The organism is Streptomyces canus (assembly GCF_030816965.1).
In the GTDB taxonomy this organism is placed as follows: Bacteria; Actinomycetota; Actinomycetes; order Streptomycetales; family Streptomycetaceae; genus Streptomyces; species Streptomyces canus_E.
Map to the genome: position 1 here is coordinate 4,296,414 of NZ_JAUSYQ010000002.1, position 20,194 is coordinate 4,316,607.

Sequence of the window (20,194 nt, forward strand, 5' to 3'; positions counted from 1 at the left end):
CATAGGCGCAGGGCCCAGGCGGACTTGACGCGGAGTGCGGAACCAGCGCGGACGAGCGTTCGATCTTGCCTCGCGAAGCGTCAAGAAATCGTCAAGAGTTAGGTAAGGTAACGAAGTACTTGGATGCGGAGTCCTACCACTTCGTGTCCTATGTACGTGAGCTCACGCGCGCGTGATGCGGGTGAGCCAGTGAAGGGAACGGCCGCTGACTGTCCACCACCTCAACCAGCTCCTCTTCGTCTGCTCGCTCGTCCTGCTCGTCGCCGTGGCAGCGGTCCGGATCTCCTCGCGCAGCGGGCTCCCCAGCCTGCTCGTGTACCTGGGGATCGGGATCGCCATGGGCCAGGACGGCATCGGCGACATCCACTTCGACAACGCCGAACTGACCCAGGTCATCGGGTACGCGGCCCTGGTCGTGATCCTGGCCGAGGGTGGCCTCGGCACGAAGTGGAAGGAGATCAAGCCGGCCCTGCCGGCCGCCACCGCGCTGGCGCTGGGCGGGGTCGCGGTGAGCGTCGGGGTCACGGCGACGGCCGCGCACTACCTGATCGGCCTCGACTGGCGTCAGGCGCTCATCATCGGGGCGGTCGTCTCCTCGACGGACGCGGCGGCGGTCTTCTCGGTGCTGCGCAAGATCCCGCTCCCCACGCGCGTGACGGGCACACTGGAGGCCGAGTCGGGCTTCAACGACGCCCCGGTGGTCATCCTGGTGGTCGCCTTCTCCCAGGCGGGCCCGGTCGAGCACTGGTACGTGCTGATCGGCGAGATAACCCTGGAGCTGGCCATCGGCGCGGCCATCGGCATCACGGTGGGCTGGCTGGGCTCCTGGGGCCTCAGGCACGTCGCCCTGCCCGCCTCCGGCCTCTATCCGATCGCGGTCATGGCGATCGCCGTCACCGCGTACGCGGCGGGCGCGCTGGCACACGGCAGCGGCTTCCTCGCCGTCTATCTCGCCTCCATGGCGATGGGCAACGCCAAGCTGCCGCACTGGCCCGCCACCCGCGGCTTCGCCGACGGCCTGGGCTGGATCGCCCAGATCGGCATGTTCGTCCTGCTGGGCCTGCTGGTCACTCCGCACGAGCTGGGCGACGACGTGCTGCCCGGGCTCGTCATCGGGCTGGTGCTGACCATGGTGGCGCGGCCCCTCAGCGTCGTGCTGTGCCTGACGCCGTTCCGGGTGCCCTGGCAGGAGCAGACGCTCATGTCCTGGGCCGGACTGCGCGGCGCCGTGCCCATCATCCTGGCGACGATCCCCATGGTGAGCGGTGTCGAGGGCAGCCGCCGCATCTTCAACATCGTCTTCGTCCTGGTCGTCGTCTACACCCTCGTGCAGGGTCCGACGCTGCCCTGGCTGGCGCGCAAACTGCGCCTGGGCGGGGACGCCGAGGCCGCCGACCTCGGTATCGAGTCGGCGCCCCTGGAGCGGCTGCGCGGGCACCTGCTGTCCGTCGCGATCCCCGAGGCGTCCCGGATGCACGGCGTCGAGGTCAACGAGCTGCGCCTGCCGGCCGGGTCCGCGGTCACCCTCGTCGTCCGCGAGGGAAAATCGTTTGTTCCGCTGCCCACCACGGTGCTGCGGCGCGGGGACGAACTGCTCGTCGTCGCCACCGACCCGGTCCGCGACGCCGCGGAACGGCGGCTGCGCGCGGTGGGCCATGGCGGCAAGCTGGCCGACTGGCTGGGTACGGACGGCGCCGACGGCACACGTTAAGAGCGTGTTACACGCTGCCCTGTAGGATGAGCTCGCACCCCTGATCGAACCAACTCTGCCTGACGCAGAGCTGGCGCGACCGTATGGCGGCCGAGACATCCCTGAGCAGTCGGATTCGGCATCTACCGCAGTCCGCGCAAGAGGACAGCTCTCGGCGCCGCCCCTTTGGAAGGGGAGCCGCGCTACCAGGCGGCAGAAAGGCACGGGCCGTGGCATCCACGGTCACCTCCTCCCGCCCCGGATACGGGCAGCTGCTGCGCACCCGCGGCGCCTGGACGTTCCTGCTCCCCGGCTTCGCGGCGCGCCAGCCGTTCGCGATGCTCACCCTTTCCCTCGTGCTGCTCGTGCAGCACACCACCGGCTCGTACGGCGCGGCGGGCGCCGTCGCGGCCGTCACCGGTGTCGCCATGGCGCTGTTCGCGCCCTACAGCGGCCGTCTCGCGGACCGCCGGGGCCAGCGCGCCGTGCTGATCCCCGGCGTGCTGGTGCACACCCTTTCGGGCCTGTCCCTGACGGCCCTCGCCCTCGCGCACGCGCCCCTGTGGGCGTTGTTCGCGGCGGCCGTGCCCACGGGTGCCTCGGTGCCGCAGATCGGGCCCATGGTGCGCGCCCGCTGGGGCGTGAAGCTGCAGGGCTCGCCCCTGATGACCACTGCGGCGGCCTTCGAGTCCGTCACGGACGAGCTGACCTTCGTCTTCGGCCCACTGCTCGCCACCGCCCTGTGCACCGCCGTGCACCCGGCCGCGGGCCTGCTGACGGAGGCGTCCCTGACCCTGTTCGGCGGCCTGCTGTTCGCCGCGCAGAAGAGCACGCAGCCGTCGGTCACGGCCGTCGACGGGCACGCACGCGTGGAGCACGCCTCGGCACTGCGCATCCCCGGGGTGCGGGTCCTGATCGTGATGTTCCTGGGCATCGGTTCCGTCTTCGGCGGCATGCAGGTCTCGCTGGCCGCGTTCAGCGAGTCGATCGGCGAACCCGGCCTGAACGGTGTCCTGTACGGCGTCTTCGCCGCGGGCAACATGCTCTCCGGCCTGGTCTGCGGCGCCATCGCCTGGAAGGTGGCTCCCCAGCGGCGCTTGATCGTCGGATACGGCGCCCTCGCGCTGACGGCCTCCGGCCTGTGGGCCGCGCACTCGGTGCTTGTCCTGGCGGGCCTCGGCCTCCTGGTCGGCATGTGCATCGCACCCGCCCTGATCACCGGCTACACCCTGGTCGAGAGCCTGGCCCCGGCCGGCGCCCGCACCGAGGCCTTCACCTGGCTGACCGGCGCGGTGGCGCTCGGCCAGGCGGCCGCCGTCACGATCGCCGGACAGCTGGAGGACCGTTTCTGGGGCGGCGCCGGGTTCCTGGTGCCGATGGGTGGCACGCTGCTCGCCCTGGCGACTCTGCTGGCGCTGCGCTCACACCTCGTGGCGCGGCCCCGGAGCCGGACCGTCGCACGTGGCATCGGTCACCGAGTGCCGATGGCAGTGGACTGATCCCCGGGAATACGTCACTATGGACCATCGTTAGCACTCATTGAGTGAGAGTGCCAGGAGGAAGACAGTGCCCACCTATCAGTACCAGTGCACCGAGTGCGGCGAGGGCCTCGAGGCGGTGCAGAAGTTCACCGACGACGCTCTGACCGAGTGCCCCAACTGCCAGGGTCGCCTCAAGAAGGTGTTCTCCGCGGTCGGCATCGTCTTCAAGGGCTCCGGCTTCTACCGCAACGACAGCCGCGGCTCCTCGTCGAGCAGCTCCCCGGCGTCGTCGTCCTCGAAGCCGTCGACGTCCACCTCGTCGTCCGAGTCGTCCTCGTCTTCTTCCTCGTCCTCCTCGGACTCGAAGTCGTCGAGCTCGGGCACCTCGTCCAGCAGCAGCTCCGCCGCGTAGGTCTCACTTCCGGGACCCTGCCGTCGTACGACGGCGGGGTCTTCGGCGTTTCCCGGGCCCGACCGCCGCGGGCTTCCGGGGCCGGATACTGTGCTGGTCATGGCGAACGCAGAGATCGGCGTAATCGGCGGCTCCGGCTTCTACTCGTTCCTCGACGACGTGACCGAGGTCCAGGTGGACACCCCCTACGGTCCGCCCAGCGACTCCCTCTTCCTCGGCGAGGTCGCCGGCCGACGGGTCGCCTTCCTGCCCCGGCACGGGCGCGGCCATCATCTGCCGCCGCACCGGATCAACTACCGGGCCAATCTGTGGGCGCTCAGGTCGGTGGGGGCACGGCAGATCCTCGGCCCGTGCGCCGTGGGCGGGCTGCGCCCGGAGTACGGCCCCGGCACACTGCTCGTGCCGGACCAGCTGGTCGACCGTACGAAGTCCCGGGCGGGAACGTACTTCGACGGGCTGCCGCTGCCGGACGGCGGTGTGCCGAACGTGGTCCATGTGTCGCTGGCCGACCCGTACTGCCCCGTCGGGCGGGCGGCCGCGCTGAAGGCGGCCCGTGGGCAGGACTGGGAGGCGGTGGACGGCGGCACGCTCGTCGTGATCGAGGGGCCGCGGTTCTCGACCCGCGCCGAGTCGGTGTGGCACCAGGCCCAGGGCTGGTCGGTGGTGGGCATGACCGGCCACCCCGAGGCGGCGCTCGCCCGTGAACTGGAGCTCTGCTACACCTCGTTGACCCTGGTCACCGATCTCGACGCGGGCGCCGAGACCGGTGAGGGCGTCTCGCACGACGAGGTGCTGCGGGTGTTCGCGGCGAACGTGGACCGGCTGCGGGGCGTGCTGTTCGACGCGGTGGCCGCGCTGCCCTCGAACGGGGAGCGGGACTGCCTGTGCGTGAACGCGCTGGGCGGGATGAGTCCTGGGTTCGAACTTCCCTGATCCCGAGCTTTGCCGATCTCGAACTTCCCTGATCTCGAACCTCCCTGGCGGGGACGGAAGTTCTCGTTCGGGCGAGGGAGTTTTCCACAACCGGTCGGTAGTCCACCGGCCTCGGCGGGATCCGGCGCGAAGCCTCATCGTGGCAGCGCAAGCCGATGTCTCGTCGCTGGTGGTGGTCCTCATGTCCTTCGCTCCGTCCCCCTCTCCCCTCGTTCCCCTCCCGCTGGGTACCGACGCTCCCCCGACCTGCGAGGTCCCGCACTTCGCGCCGGTGCGGGTGCGCGGCGGAGGCCGGCAGCTACGACGGTTCGTACGGCACCGCGGGCGGGCCCTGGCCCTCGGCCTGGCCGTCACCGCGGCCGCGCTGGTGGCGGCGGGCCCGCGGGGCGACGACGGGGCGCGGGGGCATCCGGCAACCGAGCCGGTACGCGAGCACCGTGCCGTGGAGACGGTGTCGGCGCCGGTGCGGATCGCCGACGGTGCGACGGTCCGGCTGCTGCGCCCCGGGGACCGGGTCGACGTCATCGCGGCCGAGGAGTCGGGGCTGGGCGGGGATGCCCGGGTGGTCGCGCGCGGGGCGCGGGTGACGAAGGTGCCGGAGCCGCTGGACGGTGTGACCGAGGGCGGGGCACTGGTCGTGCTCTCGGTGCCGCGGTCGACGGCGGCACGCCTCGCGGGCGCGAGCGCGACGGCACGGTTGGCGGTGACGCTGTGTTGAGCCGTGCGGTCCCTCCGTTGCGGGAGTTTCCGGCAAGGGTCCCTTTCGGGCTCCCCCATTGGACAGGGTCACCTCGCGTTGACGTAGGTTGCGGAGCTGTTTGTTCCACAACATGTGCGTGCGAGAAGAGGCCTCTAGGTGAGCGAGAAGAAGCCGAACGTCTGGGAGGGCTTCAAGGCCTTTCTGATGCGCGGGAACGTCGTCGATCTGGCTGTCGCGGTGGTCATCGGCGCCGCCTTCACCAACATCGTCAACTCGGTGGTGAAGGGAATCATCAACCCGCTGGTAGGGACGATCGGGACGAAGAACCTCGACGGTTACAACTCGTGCCTCAAGGGCCCCTGTACAGGTACCGGCGACAGCGCGACGGGGGTCCGGATCCTGTGGGGCTCGGTCCTCGGCGCGACGCTCACCTTCCTGATCACCGCGGCCGTCGTCTACTTCCTGATGGTCCTGCCGATGTCGAAGTACCTGGCTCGCATGGAGGCCCGCCGGAAGGCGAAGGAGGGCACGCACGAGGTCATCGAGGTGACCGAGCTGGAGGTCCTCAAGGAGATCCGCGACGCCCTGGTCGCGCAGCGGGGCTCGGGCCACGACGGGCGCTAGCGAGCTGGGCCGCGCGCCTCGCTCAGAGGTGGTGGGGCGGCTTCTCGTCGAGGAAGCGCTTCAGGTCGGCCGCGCTGTCGGTGCGCGGCCGGTCGCCCCAGCCTCGGTCGGTGTCGTCCGGGGACTGCTGGTCCAGCGGATCGTCGAAGACCAGCGCGGGCTTCGGCTCGGAGGGCGCGGGGTCGGGGGCGGTGCTCACAGGTCCAGGGTACGGCAGCGGTCCCGACGGCTCGTATGACGCGGATCCCTCACCGGGGCAGCTTGTGAACGGGCGCAAAGGAATTTCCGTTCGGTATCTGCTGTGCTTGGGCCATGACATCCAGTCCGACGCGCAGTCCACTGCGCAGACTCACCGCCCGCGGCCGGGACGAGGCCCACAGGGTCGCCTCGCCACTGGAGCTCTTCTTCGACCTGTGCTTCGTCGTGGCCATCGCCCAGGCGGGCGTGGCCCTCGTGCACGCCATCGCCGAGGGCCACGCCGGCGAGGGGCTCCTCAACTACGCGATGCTCTTCTTCTCCATCTGGTGGGCGTGGATGAACTTCACGTGGTTCGCCTCGGCGTACGACAACGACGACGCGCTTTACCGGGTCGTCACCCTGCTGCAGATCGCCGGTGTTCTGGTGCTGGCGGCCGGCGTGCCCCGGGCGTTCGAGGACCACGAGTTCCTGGCCGTGTGGCTGGGCTATGTGATCATGCGGCTGGCGCTGATCGCACAGTGGCTGCGGGTGGCGCGTTCGAGCGAGGGCGCGGAGCGGACGATGGCCCTGCGGTACGTGTTCGGCGTGCTGCTGTGCCAGGTCGGCTGGCTGGGGCTGCTGCTACTGCCCGAGGGCGGACGGGCCTGGGTCTTCCTGGTGATGGTGGTGCTGGAGATGGCTGTGCCGCCCTTCGCCGAGAGGGACCATCCGACGTCGTGGCATCCGCACCACATCGCGGAACGGTACGGGCTGTTCACGATCATCGTGCTCGGCGAGACGATCGCCGCCGCCACGGTCGCCGTGAAGTCCGGCCTCGACGAGAACGACGCGCTGGACGAGCTGCTGCCGATCGCCATGGGCGGACTGCTGATCATCTTCGCCGCCTGGTGGATCTATTTCGTGGTGCCCATCCACGGCCATCTGCGCTCCAACAAGCAGGCGTTCCTGTGGGGATACGGCCACTACCTGGTGTTCGCCTCGGCCGCCGCGATCGGGGCGGGCCTGGAGGTGGCCGTGGAACAGGCCGTCGGCAAGGCACACATCTCGACACTGGCCGCGTCGGCCGCGGTGACCTTGCCGACCGCCCTCTATCTGCTGACCGTCTGGGTCCTGCACTCGAGGCATTTCAAGGTGGGCATCGCGCAGCAACTGGTGCTGCCGGCCACGGCGTTGGCGGTGATCTGCTGCACCTTCCTGGGCGACTGGGCGGTGCCGGCCGCGGGCATCGTGGCGACGCTGGCGGTGGTGACCGGGACGACGTTGACCGCGCGTACGGCGGCCCGGGAGCGCGGGGAGCCGGTTCGGGCGGCGTGACCTCGTCCGGCTGGGGCCACCTCGTCCGGCTGGGCCGCGAGGAGTTCGGACCGCCGGTTGTGAGGAGTGCGGCGGGGCTGGCCGAGACTGGTTCCATGACAGTTGACGCTCTGACGGATGTCGCCGGGGTGCGCGTGGGGCACGCGACGCGCACCGGCGACGGTTGGCTCACCGGCACCACCGTCGTGCTCGCCCCGGAGGGCGGGGCCGTCGCCGCGGTGGACGTACGCGGTGGAGGTCCCGGCACCAAGGAGACCGACGCGCTCGATCCGCGCAACCTGGTGCAGAAGGTCGAGGCGATCGTGCTGACCGGGGGCAGCGCGTACGGGCTCGACGCGGCCTCCGGGGTGATGGCCTGGCTGGAGGAGCAGGGCCGGGGGGTGCGGGTGGGGCCGGATCCCTCGCATGTGGTGCCTGTCGTGCCTGCCGCGTGTGTCTTCGACCTGGGGCGGGGCGGTGACTTCCGGGCCCGGCCGGACGCGGCGACCGGGCGGGCCGCCGTCGAGGCCGCCGCGGCGAGTGCCTTCGGTGCGCAGGTGCCGGAGGGGTGTGTGGGGGCGGGGACGGGGGCCGCGGTCGGGGCGATGAAGGGAGGGGTGGGGACGGCGAGCGTCGTCCTCCCCTCGGGGATCACCGTGGCGGCGTTGGTGGTGGCCAACGCGGTGGGGGCGGTGTCCGATCCGGAGACGGGGGTTCTGTATGGGGAGTTGTTCGACGGGCGGGTGCGGTATCCGGAGGAGCGGGTGCACGACGCCGCGCGTCGGCGGCTCGCCGAGACCGCGGCGAAGAATGCGCCGCCGCCTCTGAACACCACGCTCGCGGTGGTGGCCACCGACGCGGAACTGTCGAAGGCACAGGCCCAGAAGGTGGCCGGGACCGCGCACGACGGCATCGCGCGTGCCGTGCGGCCGGTGCACCTGCTGCACGATGGCGACACAGTGTTCACCCTGGCCACGGGGGCGCGACCGCTCGCCGCCGGGGATCCGCTCGCGCTCAACCCCGTGCTCGCCGCGGGTGCGGATGTGGTGACGCGGGCGATCGTGCGGGCCGTGCGGGCGGCGGAGTCGGTGGAGGGGGCGGGTGGAGCGTGGCCGGCCTACCGGGAGCTGTACGGCGCTGGGGCGTGATGCCTGCGGCGGCCTGTATCGGTTTGGTGAGGGCGGGAGCCTCCGGCGGTTGAGCGGGATGCCTGCGGCAGCCCGGCCCCTTTCGGCTTCGGTGGGAGCCGGAACCTCCGGCGGTTGAGCGGGATGCCTGCGGCGGCCCGGCCCCTTCCGGCTTCGGTGGGAGCCGGAACCTCCGGCGGTTGAGCGGGATGCCTGCGGCGGCCCGGCCCCTTCCGGCTTCGGTGGGGGTGGGTGGAGCGTGACGGGTCCGGTGGGTGGGTCGGGGACGGGGTGGGGGGGTGTCCGTCCTCGGTCCGGCGGTTCGGCCGCTTGAGCAGGGCTCGGTGCCGGACGCCGACCACTGCGGGCGGACACCCCCGCCCCGTCCCCTCACCGCCGTACGCGACTACCGGCCCGTCATGGCGCGCGGTGCGGCGAACGGTCCATCGTGGTGCGGGTCACTGCGACTCCCCGGGGGCGCCGGGCTGTTTCGATGTGCGGCCACCGCCGCGCGGGCGCGACCGGCCACTTCGGACCCGCAGCCGCCCAGCGCCCCGACTCGGGACCCCATGGGGCGCTCCGGCCAACCTCAAGCGCATCCCAGCATTCCAGCCGGGTTCTGTCACGGGATGGCATTCGTCGCGTCGTCAGGGAACTCGAGCGGGGACCGGGTCCCTCTTTCTTCACGGAGTGGAGCGGACAGCGCACATCACATGAATCTGGAGCATCTCGTGACAACGCCGGACATAGCAGCACGGCGCGCACTGGGGGCCTGTGCCGTCCTGATGGTCGGTGCCCTCACCCTCACCGCGTGCGGAGGCGGCTCCGACGCCGGGAGTGAAGGCAAGGGCGGCAAGGACCCCGCGAAGACCTCCGCGGCGGAGATCGTCATCTCCGCCAAGAACGGTTCGACGGGCGCGTCGATCAACTCGACCGGCGTGAAGGTCAGTGACGGCACACTGACCGGCGTGAAGATGACGGTGGCGGGCACGGGGCAGGACGTGCCGGGGTCGATGGCCGCGGGCGGGAAGAGCTGGAAGCCCACGGAGCAGTTGGAGCGCGGGACGAAGTACCAGATCGCCGCTACGGCGAAGGACTCGGACGGCAAGTCCGTGGCCGCGAAGTCCGTCTTCACGACCGTCTCCAAGGCGAACAGCTTCATCGGAACGTACGCGCCGGACAACGGGACGACGGTCGGCGTGGGGATGCCGGTGTCCTTCAGCTTCGACAAGGCGATCAGCGACAAGAAGGCCGTGCAGTCGCACATCACGGTGACGTCCAGCAGCGGGCAGCAGGTGGTCGGGCACTGGTTCGGGGCGCAGCGGCTCGACTTCCGGCCCGAGGAGTACTGGAAGGCCGGCTCCAAGGTCACGATGAAGATCGACCTGGACGGGGTCAAGGGCGCCAACGGCGTCACCGGTGTGCAGGAGAAGACCGTCAGCTTCACCATCGGGCGCTCCCAGGTGTCCACGGTGGACGCCGACACGCAGGCCATGAAGGTCGTACGGGACGGGCAGACCGTCAAGTCGGTGCCGATCTCGACGGGCAGTCCGGAGTTCACCACGTACAACGGGCAGATGGTGATCTCCGAGAAGTACAAGAAGATCCGCATGGACAGCCGGACGGTCGCCCTCGCCAACGCGTACGACATCCCCGATGTCCCGGACGCGATGCGGCTGACGCAGTCCGGCACCTTCATCCACGGCAACTACTGGTACAACAAGGCCAATCCGCCGTTCGGGCGCGAGGGCACCAGCCATGGTTGCGTCGGACTGCAGGACGTGAAGGGCGGCCAGGGGGACACCCCGGCGAAGTGGTTCTACGACAGCTCACTGATCGGGGACGTGGTGATCGTGAAGAACTCCCCCGACAAGACGGTGGCGCCCGACAACGGGCTGAACGGCTGGAACCTGTCGTGGAACGAGTGGGTCGCGGGGAGCGCCGTCAGCACCTCCTGATCATCGCAAAGGCCTTCTGACCGGGGGTTTTTGACGGAGCATCGGGCCGCGTGGGAACTTCCTGCGCGGCCCGGGCGTTTTCCGGGTGCACGTTTTCTCGGTTCCCGGACATGATGTCCGACCGAGGAGCTACGGTATGCACCCACAAGGTGACATGCAGCAACGCCGGGAGAAACCTTGAGCGTTCCGTACGAGACGGCAGCGTACGAACCACCCGAGTCGCCCGAGTCTCCGGAGGAGCACCTCGCGCGGCTCCTCGGTCGTGCCCTGAACTCCTTCGAGCTGCCCGACGAGACGATACGGCGACTGGACTGCGCGCTGGCGCACGACAGTTCGCTGCACTCCGCGCACCACAGCTCGGGGCTGCACCGTGAGACGTACCGGCACACGTGGCTGCTCGCCGACGGTTCGGCGCTCACTCTCTGGGAGCTGGTCCACAACACCGCGCGGGACAGCGTTCCGCAGCACGAGGTGTACGTCGACGAGGAGGAGGTGCGTGCGGCGACCACGCGGCTGCCGTTGCCGCCCGACACCCCGGACTTCGAGCTGCCGGTGACGGTGCAGCTCACAGCCGTGCAGACACCGCGGCACGCCTACGTCCCGGACGACTCGGCGGACCACGCGCGCCGGCTCCTGCGCCGCGCGGAGAACACGGACCGGCCGGGCCCCAAGACGGCCGCACTGCTGACCGAGGCGTTCGCCCACCAGATCACGCAGGCGTTCGGACGCCCGTGCCGGGCGGGGCGCGCCGGACTGGGCTTCTCGCTGTACGAGCACGCGTTCCTGCTGCGCGACGGCGCGGAGATCTCCCTGTGGGAGGTCGAGCACACGGCGACGCCTGACGGGCGGCACATGTGCGAGGTGTACGTCACCGAGGACGCGGCCCGCGACGCCATGGAGCGGCGCGCGGCTCAGGTCTCCTGAGGGGCTCACGCCCCCGCCCAAGGGCCCGCGTACAAACGCCGCGCAAGCGCCCCCCGTACGTCCGACTCCGGGCCCGTGTCAGCGACCGCCGCTGAGCTGTCGTACCAGACCCGCGAACGCGTCCTCCTCCGCCGGGGTCAGCTCGACGGACTCGTGGCCGGGGCCGGTCTGTCGCTGGTGGGGCAGGGCGGGCAGGCCATGGCCGGAGCGCCACAGCGCGGCCTCGTGGCGGCCGCGGCGCAGCATGACGGCCAGCCCGATCGCCCAGGCGACGGCCACCAGGACGAGAAGGGTCATACCAAGCAACTGGTAGACGGAGACGTGCTCAGGCATGCGTTCCAGTAGACACCACGGTCCGGGACTTTGGCCCCGGACCGTGACGTATCTCGCAGGTGCCGTGAACAACTCACAGCCGCCCCAAAAGGGCAGGGGTTACGCGGCGACCGGCTGCTTCTGCTCGGGCGTCGGGGCGTCGGCGGCCCCCGTCGCCGCGGTGGCCGCCGTCCCCGCGGCCGGCTTGCGCATGCTCTTCAGGACGACCACCAGGCCGGTCGTGACGCACACGCCCGCCGCGATGGCGATCAGGTAGAGGAACGGGCTGCCGATCAGCGGGACCACGAAGATGCCGCCGTGCGGGGCGCGCAGGGTGGCGCCGAAGGCCATCGACAGGGCGCCGGTGACCGCGCCGCCCGCCATGGAGGCGGGGATGACGCGCAGCGGGTCGGCCGCGGCGAACGGGATCGCGCCCTCGGAGATGAACGAGGCGCCCAGGACCCAGGCCGCCTTGCCGTTCTCGCGCTCGGTCTGTGTGAAGAGCTTCTTGCGGACGGTCGTCGCCAGTGCCATGCCCAGCGGCGGGACCATGCCCGCGGCCATCACGGCGGCCATGACCTTCATCGCGGAGTCGCTCGGGGCCTGGACGGCGATGCCGGCGGTGGCGAAGGCGTACGCGACCTTGTTGACCGGGCCGCCGAGGTCGAAGCACATCATCAGGCCGAGGAGAACGCCGAGCAGGATGGCGTTGCTGCCGGAGAGGCCGTTGAGCCAGTCCGTCATGCCCTTCTGGGCCTCGGCGATGGGCTTGCCGATCACCACGAACATCAGGAAGCCGACGATCAGCGAGGAGATCAGCGGGATCACCACCACCGGCATGATGCCGCGCAGCACCGGTGGGATCTTGATCCGCTGGATCGCGAGGACCACACCACCCGCCAGCAGACCGGCGACCAGGCCGCCCAGGAAGCCGGCGGCGATCTGCGAGGAGATCATTCCGCCGACGAAGCCAGGGACAAGACCGGGGCGGTCCGCCATGCCGTACGCGATGTATCCGGCGAGGACCGGGATGAGGAAGCCGAAGGCGACCCCCCCGATCTGGAACAGCAGGGCGCCCCAGCTGTCGATCTCGGTCCAGGAGAAGTGCTTCATGACCGAGGGCGCGCTCGCGATCTGCCAGCCGCCGATCGCGAACCCGAGAGCGAGCAGCAGACCGCCCGCGGCGACGAACGGGACCATGTAACTCACGCCGGTCATCAGCCACTTGCGGAGCTTGGTGCCGTAGCTGTCGCCGGACTCGCCGGCCCGCTCAACGGGCGTACCGCCCTGGGCGCCCGCGGTGACCTCGCCGCGCTCGGCCCTGCCGCGCACGTCGGCGATCAGTTCGGCGGGCTTGTTGATGCCGGCCTTCACGCCGACGTCGACCGTGGGCTTCCCGGCGAAGCGGTCCTTCTCGCGCACGGGCACGTCGTGGGCGAAGATCACCGCCGTCCGCCGCCGCGATGACCGCCGGGTCGAGCCGGGTGAAGCCGGCCGAGCCCTGCGTCTCGACGACGAGTTCGACGCCCGCCTCGCGGCCGGCGTTCTCCAGCGACTCGGCCGCCATGTAGGTGTGGGCGATGCCGGTCGGGCAGGACGTGACGGCGACGATCCGGAAGGGGCGCGCGTCCTGCGCCGGCTCCGCTGCCGTACTGGCCGTTGCGGTACTGGCCGTTGCGGCATCGGCGGAGGCCGCCGCCGATGCCGCAACGGAGTCTTCACCGGCACCCGGAGTGGCCTCGGCGGCCGCCTCCGCCGGTGCCTCGTCCCCACGGATCAGCGCCGCGGCGCTCTCCGCGTTCCCCGCCGACCGCAGCGCGTCCGTGAACTCGGCGTTCATGAGCTGGCGCGCGAGTGAGGACAGGATCGTCAGGTGGGCGTCGTCCGCGCCGGCCGGTGCGGCGATCAGGAAGATCAGGTCGGCAGGACCGTCGGCCGCGCCGAAGTCGATCCCGGCCGCGCTGCGCCCGAAGGCGAGCGTCGGCTCGGTGACGTGTTCGCTGCGGCAGTGCGGGATGCCGATGCCGCCGTCGAGGCCGGTCGGCATCTGGGCCTCGCGGGCGGCCACGTCGGCGAGGAAGCCCTCCAGGTCGGTCACCCGGCCCAGGGCGACCATGCGCTCGGCGAGGGCACGCGCCGCCGCTTCCTTGGTGTCGGCGGACAGGTCGAGATCGACCAGGTCCGCGGTGATCATGTCGCTCATCGCGGGCTCCTTCGCACGCGTATCGCCCGGGGAGTGGGGTGGGCGGTGGTGAGGGGGACGGGGGTGCAGCGGTGTGGGGTTTCGGGGGTGGTGGGGTGGCTCAGACGGCCCTGCCACCCGTGGGCCGCGGCGAGTAACGGGGAGGCTCGCCGCCTCAGCGCCGTCCGGCACAACAGGGGGTCCGTCATGACACCGGCTCCTTCAGCACGCGGTCCATGGGCACCTCGGCCGTGACCGACACCGCGGCCGGGTCCAGGTCGTCCGGCGTCGGCATCACGCTGCCGGGCAACTGAACGGCCGCCGCCCCGTGCGCGACCGCGGAGGCGAGGGCCTCGGGGCCGCTGCCGCCGGCGATCAGGAAGCCGGCCAGCGAGGAGTCGCCGGCGCCGACATTGCTGCGTACGACCTCCACGTGCGCGCTGCCGAACCAGGCGCCCGAGCCGTCCACGAGCAGCTGCCCGTCGGCGCCCAGGCTGGCGAGCACGGCGCGCGCGCCCATCTCACGCAGTTCCTCGGCGGCCTTCACTGCGTCGCCCACCGTGGCGAGAGGGCGCCCGACAGCCTCCGCGAGCTCCTCGGCGTTCGGCTTCACCACGTCGGGCCGTTCGCGCAGCGCTTCCAGGAGTGCGCGCCCCGAGGTGTCCAGCGCGATCCGCGCACCACCGGCGTGCGCCCGCGCGACCACCTCGGCGTACCACGACGGCGCGAGCCCCCGGGGCAGGCTCCCGCAGCACGCGATCCACGAGGCGTCGCGCGACTGCTCGCGCACGGTCTCCAGCAAAAGCTCCTGCTCGGCGGCGGACAGCTCCGGACCCGGCGCGTTGATCTTCGTGAGCACCCCGTCCGACTCGGCGAGCGCGATGTTCGAGCGGGTGGCGCCCGCGACCGGCACCGGCGCGACCTGGATGCCCTGCGCGTCGAGCAGGTCGGCGACCAGCGCCCCCGGCGCACCGCCCAGGGGCAGGACCGCGACCGTGCGCTGCCCGGCGGCCGTGACGGCGCGCGAGACGTTGACGCCCTTGCCGCCGGGGTCCATGCGTTCACCGGTGGCGCGGATGACCTCGCCGCGCTCCAGGGACGGGACCTCGTACGTACGGTCCAGGGACGGATTCGGGGTGACGGTGAGGATCATGCGCGCACTACTTCCGTGCCGCCGCGCTCGATCACGGCGGCGTCGTCGGGGCTCAGCCCGCTGTCGGTGATCAGCAGGTCCACGTCGCTCAGGTCACCGAAGCGGGCGAAGTGCTCCTGGCCGTGCTTGGCCGAGTCGGCGAGCAGGACCACCCGGCGGGCGGCGGCGATCGCCGCGCGCTTGACCGCGGCCTCGGCGAGGTCGGGGGTGGTGAGGCCGTGATCGGCGGAGAAGCCGTTGGCCGCCACGAAGAGGACATCGGCCCGGATCTCGCCGTACGCCCGCAGCGCCCAGGCGTCGACCGCGGCGCGCGTACGGTGCCGTACGCGCCCCCCGACGAGGTGGAGCTGGATGCCGGGGTGGTCCGCGAGGCGGGCCGCGATCGGCAGGCTGTGGGTGACGACGGTGAGCGAGGCCTCCAGCGGGACGGCGGCGGCCAGGCGGGCGACGGTCGTACCGGCGTCGAGGATCAGGGTGCCCTCGGTCGGCAGTTCCGCTAGGGCCGCCTTGGCGATGTGGTCCTTCTCGTCGGCCGCGGTCGTCTCGCGCTCGGCGAGGTCCGGCTCGAAGTCGAGGCGCCCGGCCGGGATGGCCCCGCCGTGCACCCGGCGCAGCAGCCCCGCCCGGTCGAGGGCCTTCAGGTCCCGGCGGATCGTCTCGGCCGTGACCTGGAACTCCTCGGCCAGTGAGACGACGTCCACCCGCCCGCCGTCACGAGCGAGCCGGAGGATCTCCTGCTGCCGCTCCGGTGCGTACATGTCCGTTCGCCTCCGATCCATGCCCGAACGTGTGGTTTCAGACGGAGGCTACGCCTGCATTTCTGGAAAGTAAACAGGTTCGGGCGCGATCCGGGCATGAACGGACTTCCGATCCCTGCCCGCGTGGAACAGAAGGCGACGCCAGAAGGGCCCGGCACCTGACGACAGGTACCGGGCCCCACGCCGAGCAACCGCTATACGAGCTCGGGTGCCTTCTCCTCCGCCACCGGAAGCTCCGCCCCTCCCTCGGCCCCCTCCACGTGCTGCGCGGGCCGTTTCGGCAGCGCGAACATCAGCAGGAAGATCACGCCCATCACCGCCGCGACCCACCCGAGCGCGTACTGGAAGGCGTCCACGAAGGCCGGCCCCACCTGAGCGGGTCGCAGGTCGTCGCCGATGACCCCGAAGAACACCACGGACACCAGCCCGAGTCCGAGCGCGTTGCCCATCTGCTGCACGGTGTTGATGAGCCCCGACGCCGAACCGGCGTGCTCGCGCGGCACCTCCGAGAGCACCGCGTCCGTCAGCGGCGCGACGATCAGACCCATGCCGACACCCATCACGACCAGCGGCAACGTCATCTGCCACGAGCTGATGCCCGTGCCGTACCGCTCGGCCTCCCAGAGGTAGAGCAGCACACCCACCGTCATCAGCAGCGCACCGGCCTGGAGCACCTTGCGCCCGAAGCGCGGGACGAGCTTCTGCACCGACAGACCCGCCGCCGTGGAGACCGCGATCGAGAAGGGCACCCCCGTCAGCCCCGCACGCAACGGACTCCAGCCCAGCCCGGTCTGCATGTACAGCGTCCACACGAGGAAGAAGATGCCGAGCCCCACCCCGAACACGGTCTGCACCGCGATGCCGGCCGCGAAGCTCTTCACCTTGAACAGCGACAGCTCGACCAGCGGCGACCCGTCCCGCGCGCCCTTCCTCTTCTCGTACGCCACCAGCGCGGCGAAGACGAGGGGCGCACCGGCCATGGCCACATACCCCCACAGCGGCCAGCCCAGCTCCTCACCGCGGGTCAGCGGGTAGAGCAGCAGCAGCAACCCCACCACCACGAGTCCCACGCCCACCAGGTCCAGCTTCAGCGCCCGCGGGGCCTTGGACTCGGTGATGAAGCGGCTGCCGAGCACGAGCCCCGCGATCCCGACCGGCAGGTTGATGAGGAAGATCGGCCGCCACTCGAGCCCGAACAGGTTCCACTCGGTCAGCAGCGCGCCGAGCAGCGGACCGGAGACGGCCCCGAGCCCCACGACCGCGCCGAACAGTCCGAACACCTTCCCCCGCTCATGCGCCGGAAAGGTCGCGTGCACGATCGACAGGACCTGCGGCACCATCATCGCCGCCATGCCGCCCTGGAGGATCCGGGACGCGACCAGCATCTCCGGGTTCGCGGCGAAGCCGCACAGCGCCGACGCGAGCGTGAACCCGCCGATGCCGACGAGGAACAGCCGCTTGCGACCGTGGATGTCACCGAGCCGCCCGCCGGTGATCAGGCCCGCGGCGAAGGCGAGGGCATAGCCGGCGGTGATCCACTGGATCTGGCTGACGGAGGCACCGGCGTCCTGCCGGATGGACGGGATGGCGATGTTGACGATGGTGACGTCGACGAGGTCCATGAAGGCCGCGGTCATCACGATGGCGAGGGCGAACCAGCGACGCCGGTCGCCTGCGGCGGGCAGCGCGTCGAGGGTGCCCGAAAGGGTGGTCCCGGTGGAGGTCATACCGTGAAGCTACGACCCCACTAGGTCAGATCGTGTCCTAGTTCTACGGCATCCTCGCACTCATGACGACGGACACCCCGGCACGGCTCCTGACGCTGCTCTCCCTCCTCCAGACGCCCCGTGAATGGCCCGGCGGTGAGCTCGCCGACCGCCTCGGGGTCTCCCGCCGCACGGTCCGACGGGACATCGACCGCCTCCGCGAGCTGGGCTATCCCGTCCAGGCGACGAAGGGCTCCGACGGCGGCTACCGGCTCGTCGCGGGCAAGGCCATGCCCCCGCTCGTCCTCGACGACGAGGAGGCGGTGGCCATCGCGGTCGGGCTGCGGGCGGGGGCGGGGCACGCGGTCGAGGGGATGGACGAGGCCTCCGTACGGGCACTGGCGAAACTGGAACAGGTCCTGCCCTCCCGCCTGCGGCACCGTGTGTCCACCCTCCAGGCCGCGACGACTCCGCTGACCAGCGGGGACGGGGCGAGCATCGCGACCGAGACCCTGACGGTGATGGCGTCCACGGTGGCCGGCCACGAGCGGCTGCGGTTCGCCTACCGCGCGAAGGACGGGGCCGAGTCGCGACGCGTCGTGGAGCCGTACCGTCTGGTCTCCACCGGGCGGCGGTGGTACCTCGTCGCCTACGACCTCGACCGCGGCGACTGGCGGACCTTCCGGGTCGACCGGGTGAACGATCCCTTCGCCACGGGGGCGCGGTTCGCACCGCGGGAGTTGCCGACGGGGAGTGCGGCGGAGTATCTGCGGCAGTCGATGTACCGCCGCCAGGAGACGTACGAGATCGCCGTGACGTTCGAGGCGGACGTGTCGGTGGTGGGGGCTCGGGTGCCGGCGTGGATGGGGGTGCCGGAGTCCCTCGGGGAGGGGCGGTGCCGGTTGCGGGCGACCGTGGGGGACGCGGTGGAGTGGATGGCGGTGCGATTGGCGATGACGGGGGTGGAGTTCCGCGTGGAGGAGCCTGCGGAACTGGTCTCTGCGGTACGGGAGTTGGGGGGACGGCTGGTCCGGGCTGCGGACCGCTTGCACGGGGCCTGAGCCGGGCGCCTACGGGGGTGGCGCGCCAGGTCTTTGCGCGTCTGCGGGCCGGTGGGGGCTGGTCGCGCCCACGCGGCGGAGCCGCACATCGATACAGCCCCGCGCCCCCGGGGGAGCTATCGATACAGCCCCGCGCCCCCGGGGGAGCTATCGATACAGCCCCGCGCCCCTGGGGAGCCGGAGTCACCCGCGCCAGGACGGACCGATCCCCACCTCGCGCACCACGACGGGCCGTTCGCCACACCGCGCACCACGACGGACCTGCTCACAACCGGCGCACTGTGCCGATGTGACAGAATTCGCCGTCCGGTGGGTCACCCCGTGGTTCAGGTACGGGGTGGCCCACCGTTCCGTTTGCCGGGGCGGAAAAAGAGCCGGACCCCGGCGCCCGGGGGGAGGGGCGCCGAAGTCCGGCTCGGGAGAGTCCCGGCGCCGGGGGGGATTGCGTCGGGACTTGGTTCAGCAGGTTCCGGAGGCAGGACCTCCGGGACCCGAACACCTGGACCCTGAAGTCTTGTTCCCAGGGTCCGCCAGGTTGAAGCGGCCTAGTACAGCCATGTTTACGCGGTCTTTCGCCACCCGGCGTACGCGGGCAGACCCCGCCTACGCCGCCGCGTCGAACCCGGTGTCCCGCGCCAGCTTCTTCAGCTCCAGCAGGGCGTGCTTCTCGATCTGCCGGATCCGCTCACGGGTGAGCCCGTGCTCCTTGCCGACCTCGGTCAGCGTCCGCTCGCGCCCGTCGTCGATGCCGTACCGCATCTTGATGATGGAAGCGGTGCGCTGGTCGAGGCGGCCGATGAGGTCGTCCAGTTCCTCGCTGCGCAGCAGCGTCAGTACCGACTGCTCCGGCGAGACCGCGGAGGTGTCCTCCAGCAGGTCACCGAACTGGGTGTCGCCGTTGTCGTCCACCGCCATGTTCAGCGAGACCGGGTCGCGGGCCCAGTCCAGGACGTCGATCACGCGCTCGGGGTTGGAACCGAGCTCCGCGGCGACCTCCGCGGGCTCCGGGTCGCGGCCGTGCTCGCGGTTGAACTCGCGCTGCACACGGCGGATGCGGCCCAGCTCCTCCACGAGGTGGACGGGCAGCCGGATGGTGCGGGACTGGTCGGCGATGGAGCGGGTGATGGCCTGACGGATCCACCACGTCGCATACGTGGAGAACTTGAAACCCTTGCGGTAGTCGAACTTCTCGACCGCGCGCACCAGGCCGGCGTTGCCCTCCTGGATCAGGTCGAGCAGGGGCAGACCGCTGCGGGGGTAGCGGCGAGCCACGGCCACGACCAGGCGGAGGTTGGAGCGGATGAACACGTCCTTGGCGCGCTCCCCCTCCTCCACCAGGGCCTCCAGCTCCTCGCGGGTGGCGTCCGCCTTGGCTTCCTCGTACCCGTCGAGGACCTGTCGGGCGAACACACCCGCCTCGATGATCTGGGACAGCTCGACTTCCTTGGCGGCGTCGAGCAGCGGCGTACGCGCGATCTCGTCGAGGTACATGCCGACCAGGTCGCGGTCGGCGATCTCGCCGCCATGGACGCGAACACTGCGCGCCGCGTCGGTCGACCCGCCGGTGGCGGACTTACGACGGGCGACGGCACGGGTTGCCATGCGTGCTCCCTTGCGATGTTTGGGTCAGCGGGTGGTCCTTCGGACGCTGGTTCCCGGCTCCGGTTGCTTCCGGACTCTCC

General features: G+C 71.1%; 17 protein-coding genes and 1 pseudogene. 11 read left to right on the plus strand and 7 right to left on the minus strand.

Going from position 1 to position 20,194, the window contains the following annotated elements; all coding sequences use genetic code 11:
• Positions 1-205 precede the first annotated feature (205 nt).
• The 6 genes from QF027_RS20545 to mscL all read left to right on the plus strand — a co-directional run bounded on the left by QF027_RS20545 (position 206) and on the right by mscL (position 5,840).
• Positions 206-1,711: a potassium/proton antiporter gene (locus QF027_RS20545; protein ID WP_306986647.1), complete on the plus strand. Its 1,506-nt coding sequence runs from the start codon at positions 206-208 to the stop codon at positions 1,709-1,711.
• 209 nt (positions 1,712-1,920) lie between these two features.
• On the plus strand, positions 1,921-3,189 hold the full coding sequence (locus QF027_RS20550; RefSeq protein ID WP_307076124.1) for an MFS transporter: 1,269 nt from the start codon (positions 1,921-1,923) through the stop codon (positions 3,187-3,189).
• A gap of 67 nt (positions 3,190-3,256) precedes the next feature.
• A complete protein-coding gene (locus QF027_RS20555) occupies positions 3,257-3,583 on the plus strand; it encodes an FmdB family zinc ribbon protein (protein ID WP_306980081.1) in 327 nt (108 codons plus the stop codon).
• A gap of 99 nt (positions 3,584-3,682) precedes the next feature.
• Positions 3,683-4,516 (plus strand): S-methyl-5'-thioadenosine phosphorylase, encoded by an 834-nt coding sequence (locus QF027_RS20560; protein ID WP_307076126.1) that lies wholly within the window; start codon positions 3,683-3,685, stop codon positions 4,514-4,516.
• A gap of 181 nt (positions 4,517-4,697) precedes the next feature.
• A complete protein-coding gene (locus QF027_RS20565) occupies positions 4,698-5,234 on the plus strand; it encodes a hypothetical protein (RefSeq protein WP_307082436.1) in 537 nt (178 codons plus the stop codon).
• Positions 5,235-5,372: 138 nt separating this feature from the next.
• Entirely contained in the window at positions 5,373-5,840 is a 468-nt protein-coding gene (mscL, locus tag QF027_RS20570; RefSeq protein WP_307076128.1) for a large conductance mechanosensitive channel protein MscL, read from the plus strand.
• A gap of 22 nt (positions 5,841-5,862) precedes the next feature.
• Here mscL and QF027_RS20575 read toward each other — a convergent pair whose 3' ends face one another.
• Positions 5,863-6,039, minus strand: a complete 177-nt coding sequence (locus tag QF027_RS20575) for a hypothetical protein (protein ID WP_294014523.1) — start codon at positions 6,037-6,039, stop codon at positions 5,863-5,865.
• A gap of 113 nt (positions 6,040-6,152) precedes the next feature.
• Here QF027_RS20575 and QF027_RS20580 point away from each other — a divergent pair, with 113 nt between their 5' ends.
• From QF027_RS20580 to QF027_RS20595, 4 genes are all read left to right on the plus strand, one after another.
• The gene (locus tag QF027_RS20580) at positions 6,153-7,352 is read left to right on the plus strand and encodes a low temperature requirement protein A (RefSeq protein ID WP_306980074.1); all 1,200 of its coding nucleotides are present in this window, start codon (positions 6,153-6,155) and stop codon (positions 7,350-7,352) included.
• Positions 7,353-7,447: 95 nt separating this feature from the next.
• On the plus strand, positions 7,448-8,479 hold the full coding sequence (locus tag QF027_RS20585) for a P1 family peptidase (RefSeq protein ID WP_307076131.1): 1,032 nt from the start codon (positions 7,448-7,450) through the stop codon (positions 8,477-8,479).
• Between the two features lie 710 nt (positions 8,480-9,189).
• Positions 9,190-10,416 (plus strand): L,D-transpeptidase family protein, encoded by a 1,227-nt coding sequence (locus tag QF027_RS20590; protein WP_307076133.1) that lies wholly within the window; start codon positions 9,190-9,192, stop codon positions 10,414-10,416.
• Between the two features lie 177 nt (positions 10,417-10,593).
• The gene (locus QF027_RS20595) at positions 10,594-11,340 is read left to right on the plus strand and encodes a DUF6227 family protein (protein WP_306980068.1); all 747 of its coding nucleotides are present in this window, start codon (positions 10,594-10,596) and stop codon (positions 11,338-11,340) included.
• A gap of 78 nt (positions 11,341-11,418) precedes the next feature.
• Here the strand turns inward: QF027_RS20595 and QF027_RS20600 are convergent, their stop codons facing one another.
• From QF027_RS20600 to QF027_RS20620, 5 genes and pseudogenes are all read right to left on the minus strand, one after another.
• Complete coding sequence (locus QF027_RS20600) at positions 11,419-11,673, minus strand: hypothetical protein (RefSeq protein ID WP_069763917.1); 255 nt, start codon at positions 11,671-11,673, stop codon at positions 11,419-11,421.
• Positions 11,674-11,772: 99 nt separating this feature from the next.
• Positions 11,773-13,855 (minus strand): annotated as a pseudogene (locus QF027_RS20605) (PTS fructose transporter subunit IIABC).
• Positions 13,856-14,039: 184 nt separating this feature from the next.
• Positions 14,040-14,987, minus strand: coding sequence for a 1-phosphofructokinase (gene pfkB / locus QF027_RS20610; protein ID WP_306980062.1), 948 nt, complete (start codon positions 14,985-14,987; stop codon positions 14,040-14,042).
• Positions 14,984-15,745 (minus strand): DeoR/GlpR family DNA-binding transcription regulator, encoded by a 762-nt coding sequence (locus tag QF027_RS20615; protein ID WP_059206550.1) that lies wholly within the window; start codon positions 15,743-15,745, stop codon positions 14,984-14,986. The genes pfkB and QF027_RS20615 overlap by 4 nt, the downstream gene beginning before the upstream one ends.
• Positions 15,746-15,939: 194 nt before the next feature.
• Positions 15,940-17,472, minus strand: coding sequence for an MFS transporter (locus QF027_RS20620; protein WP_306980058.1), 1,533 nt, complete (start codon positions 17,470-17,472; stop codon positions 15,940-15,942).
• Positions 17,473-17,534: 62 nt separating this feature from the next.
• On the opposite strand from QF027_RS20620, the gene QF027_RS20625 reads away from it, so the two are divergent.
• Complete coding sequence (locus QF027_RS20625) at positions 17,535-18,512, plus strand: helix-turn-helix transcriptional regulator (RefSeq protein WP_306980056.1); 978 nt, start codon at positions 17,535-17,537, stop codon at positions 18,510-18,512.
• A 603-nt stretch (positions 18,513-19,115) separates the two neighbouring features.
• Here the strand turns inward: QF027_RS20625 and QF027_RS20630 are convergent.
• Positions 19,116-20,114, minus strand: a complete 999-nt coding sequence (locus tag QF027_RS20630; RefSeq protein WP_306980052.1) for a sigma-70 family RNA polymerase sigma factor — start codon at positions 20,112-20,114, stop codon at positions 19,116-19,118.
• Positions 20,115-20,194 lie beyond the last annotated feature (80 nt).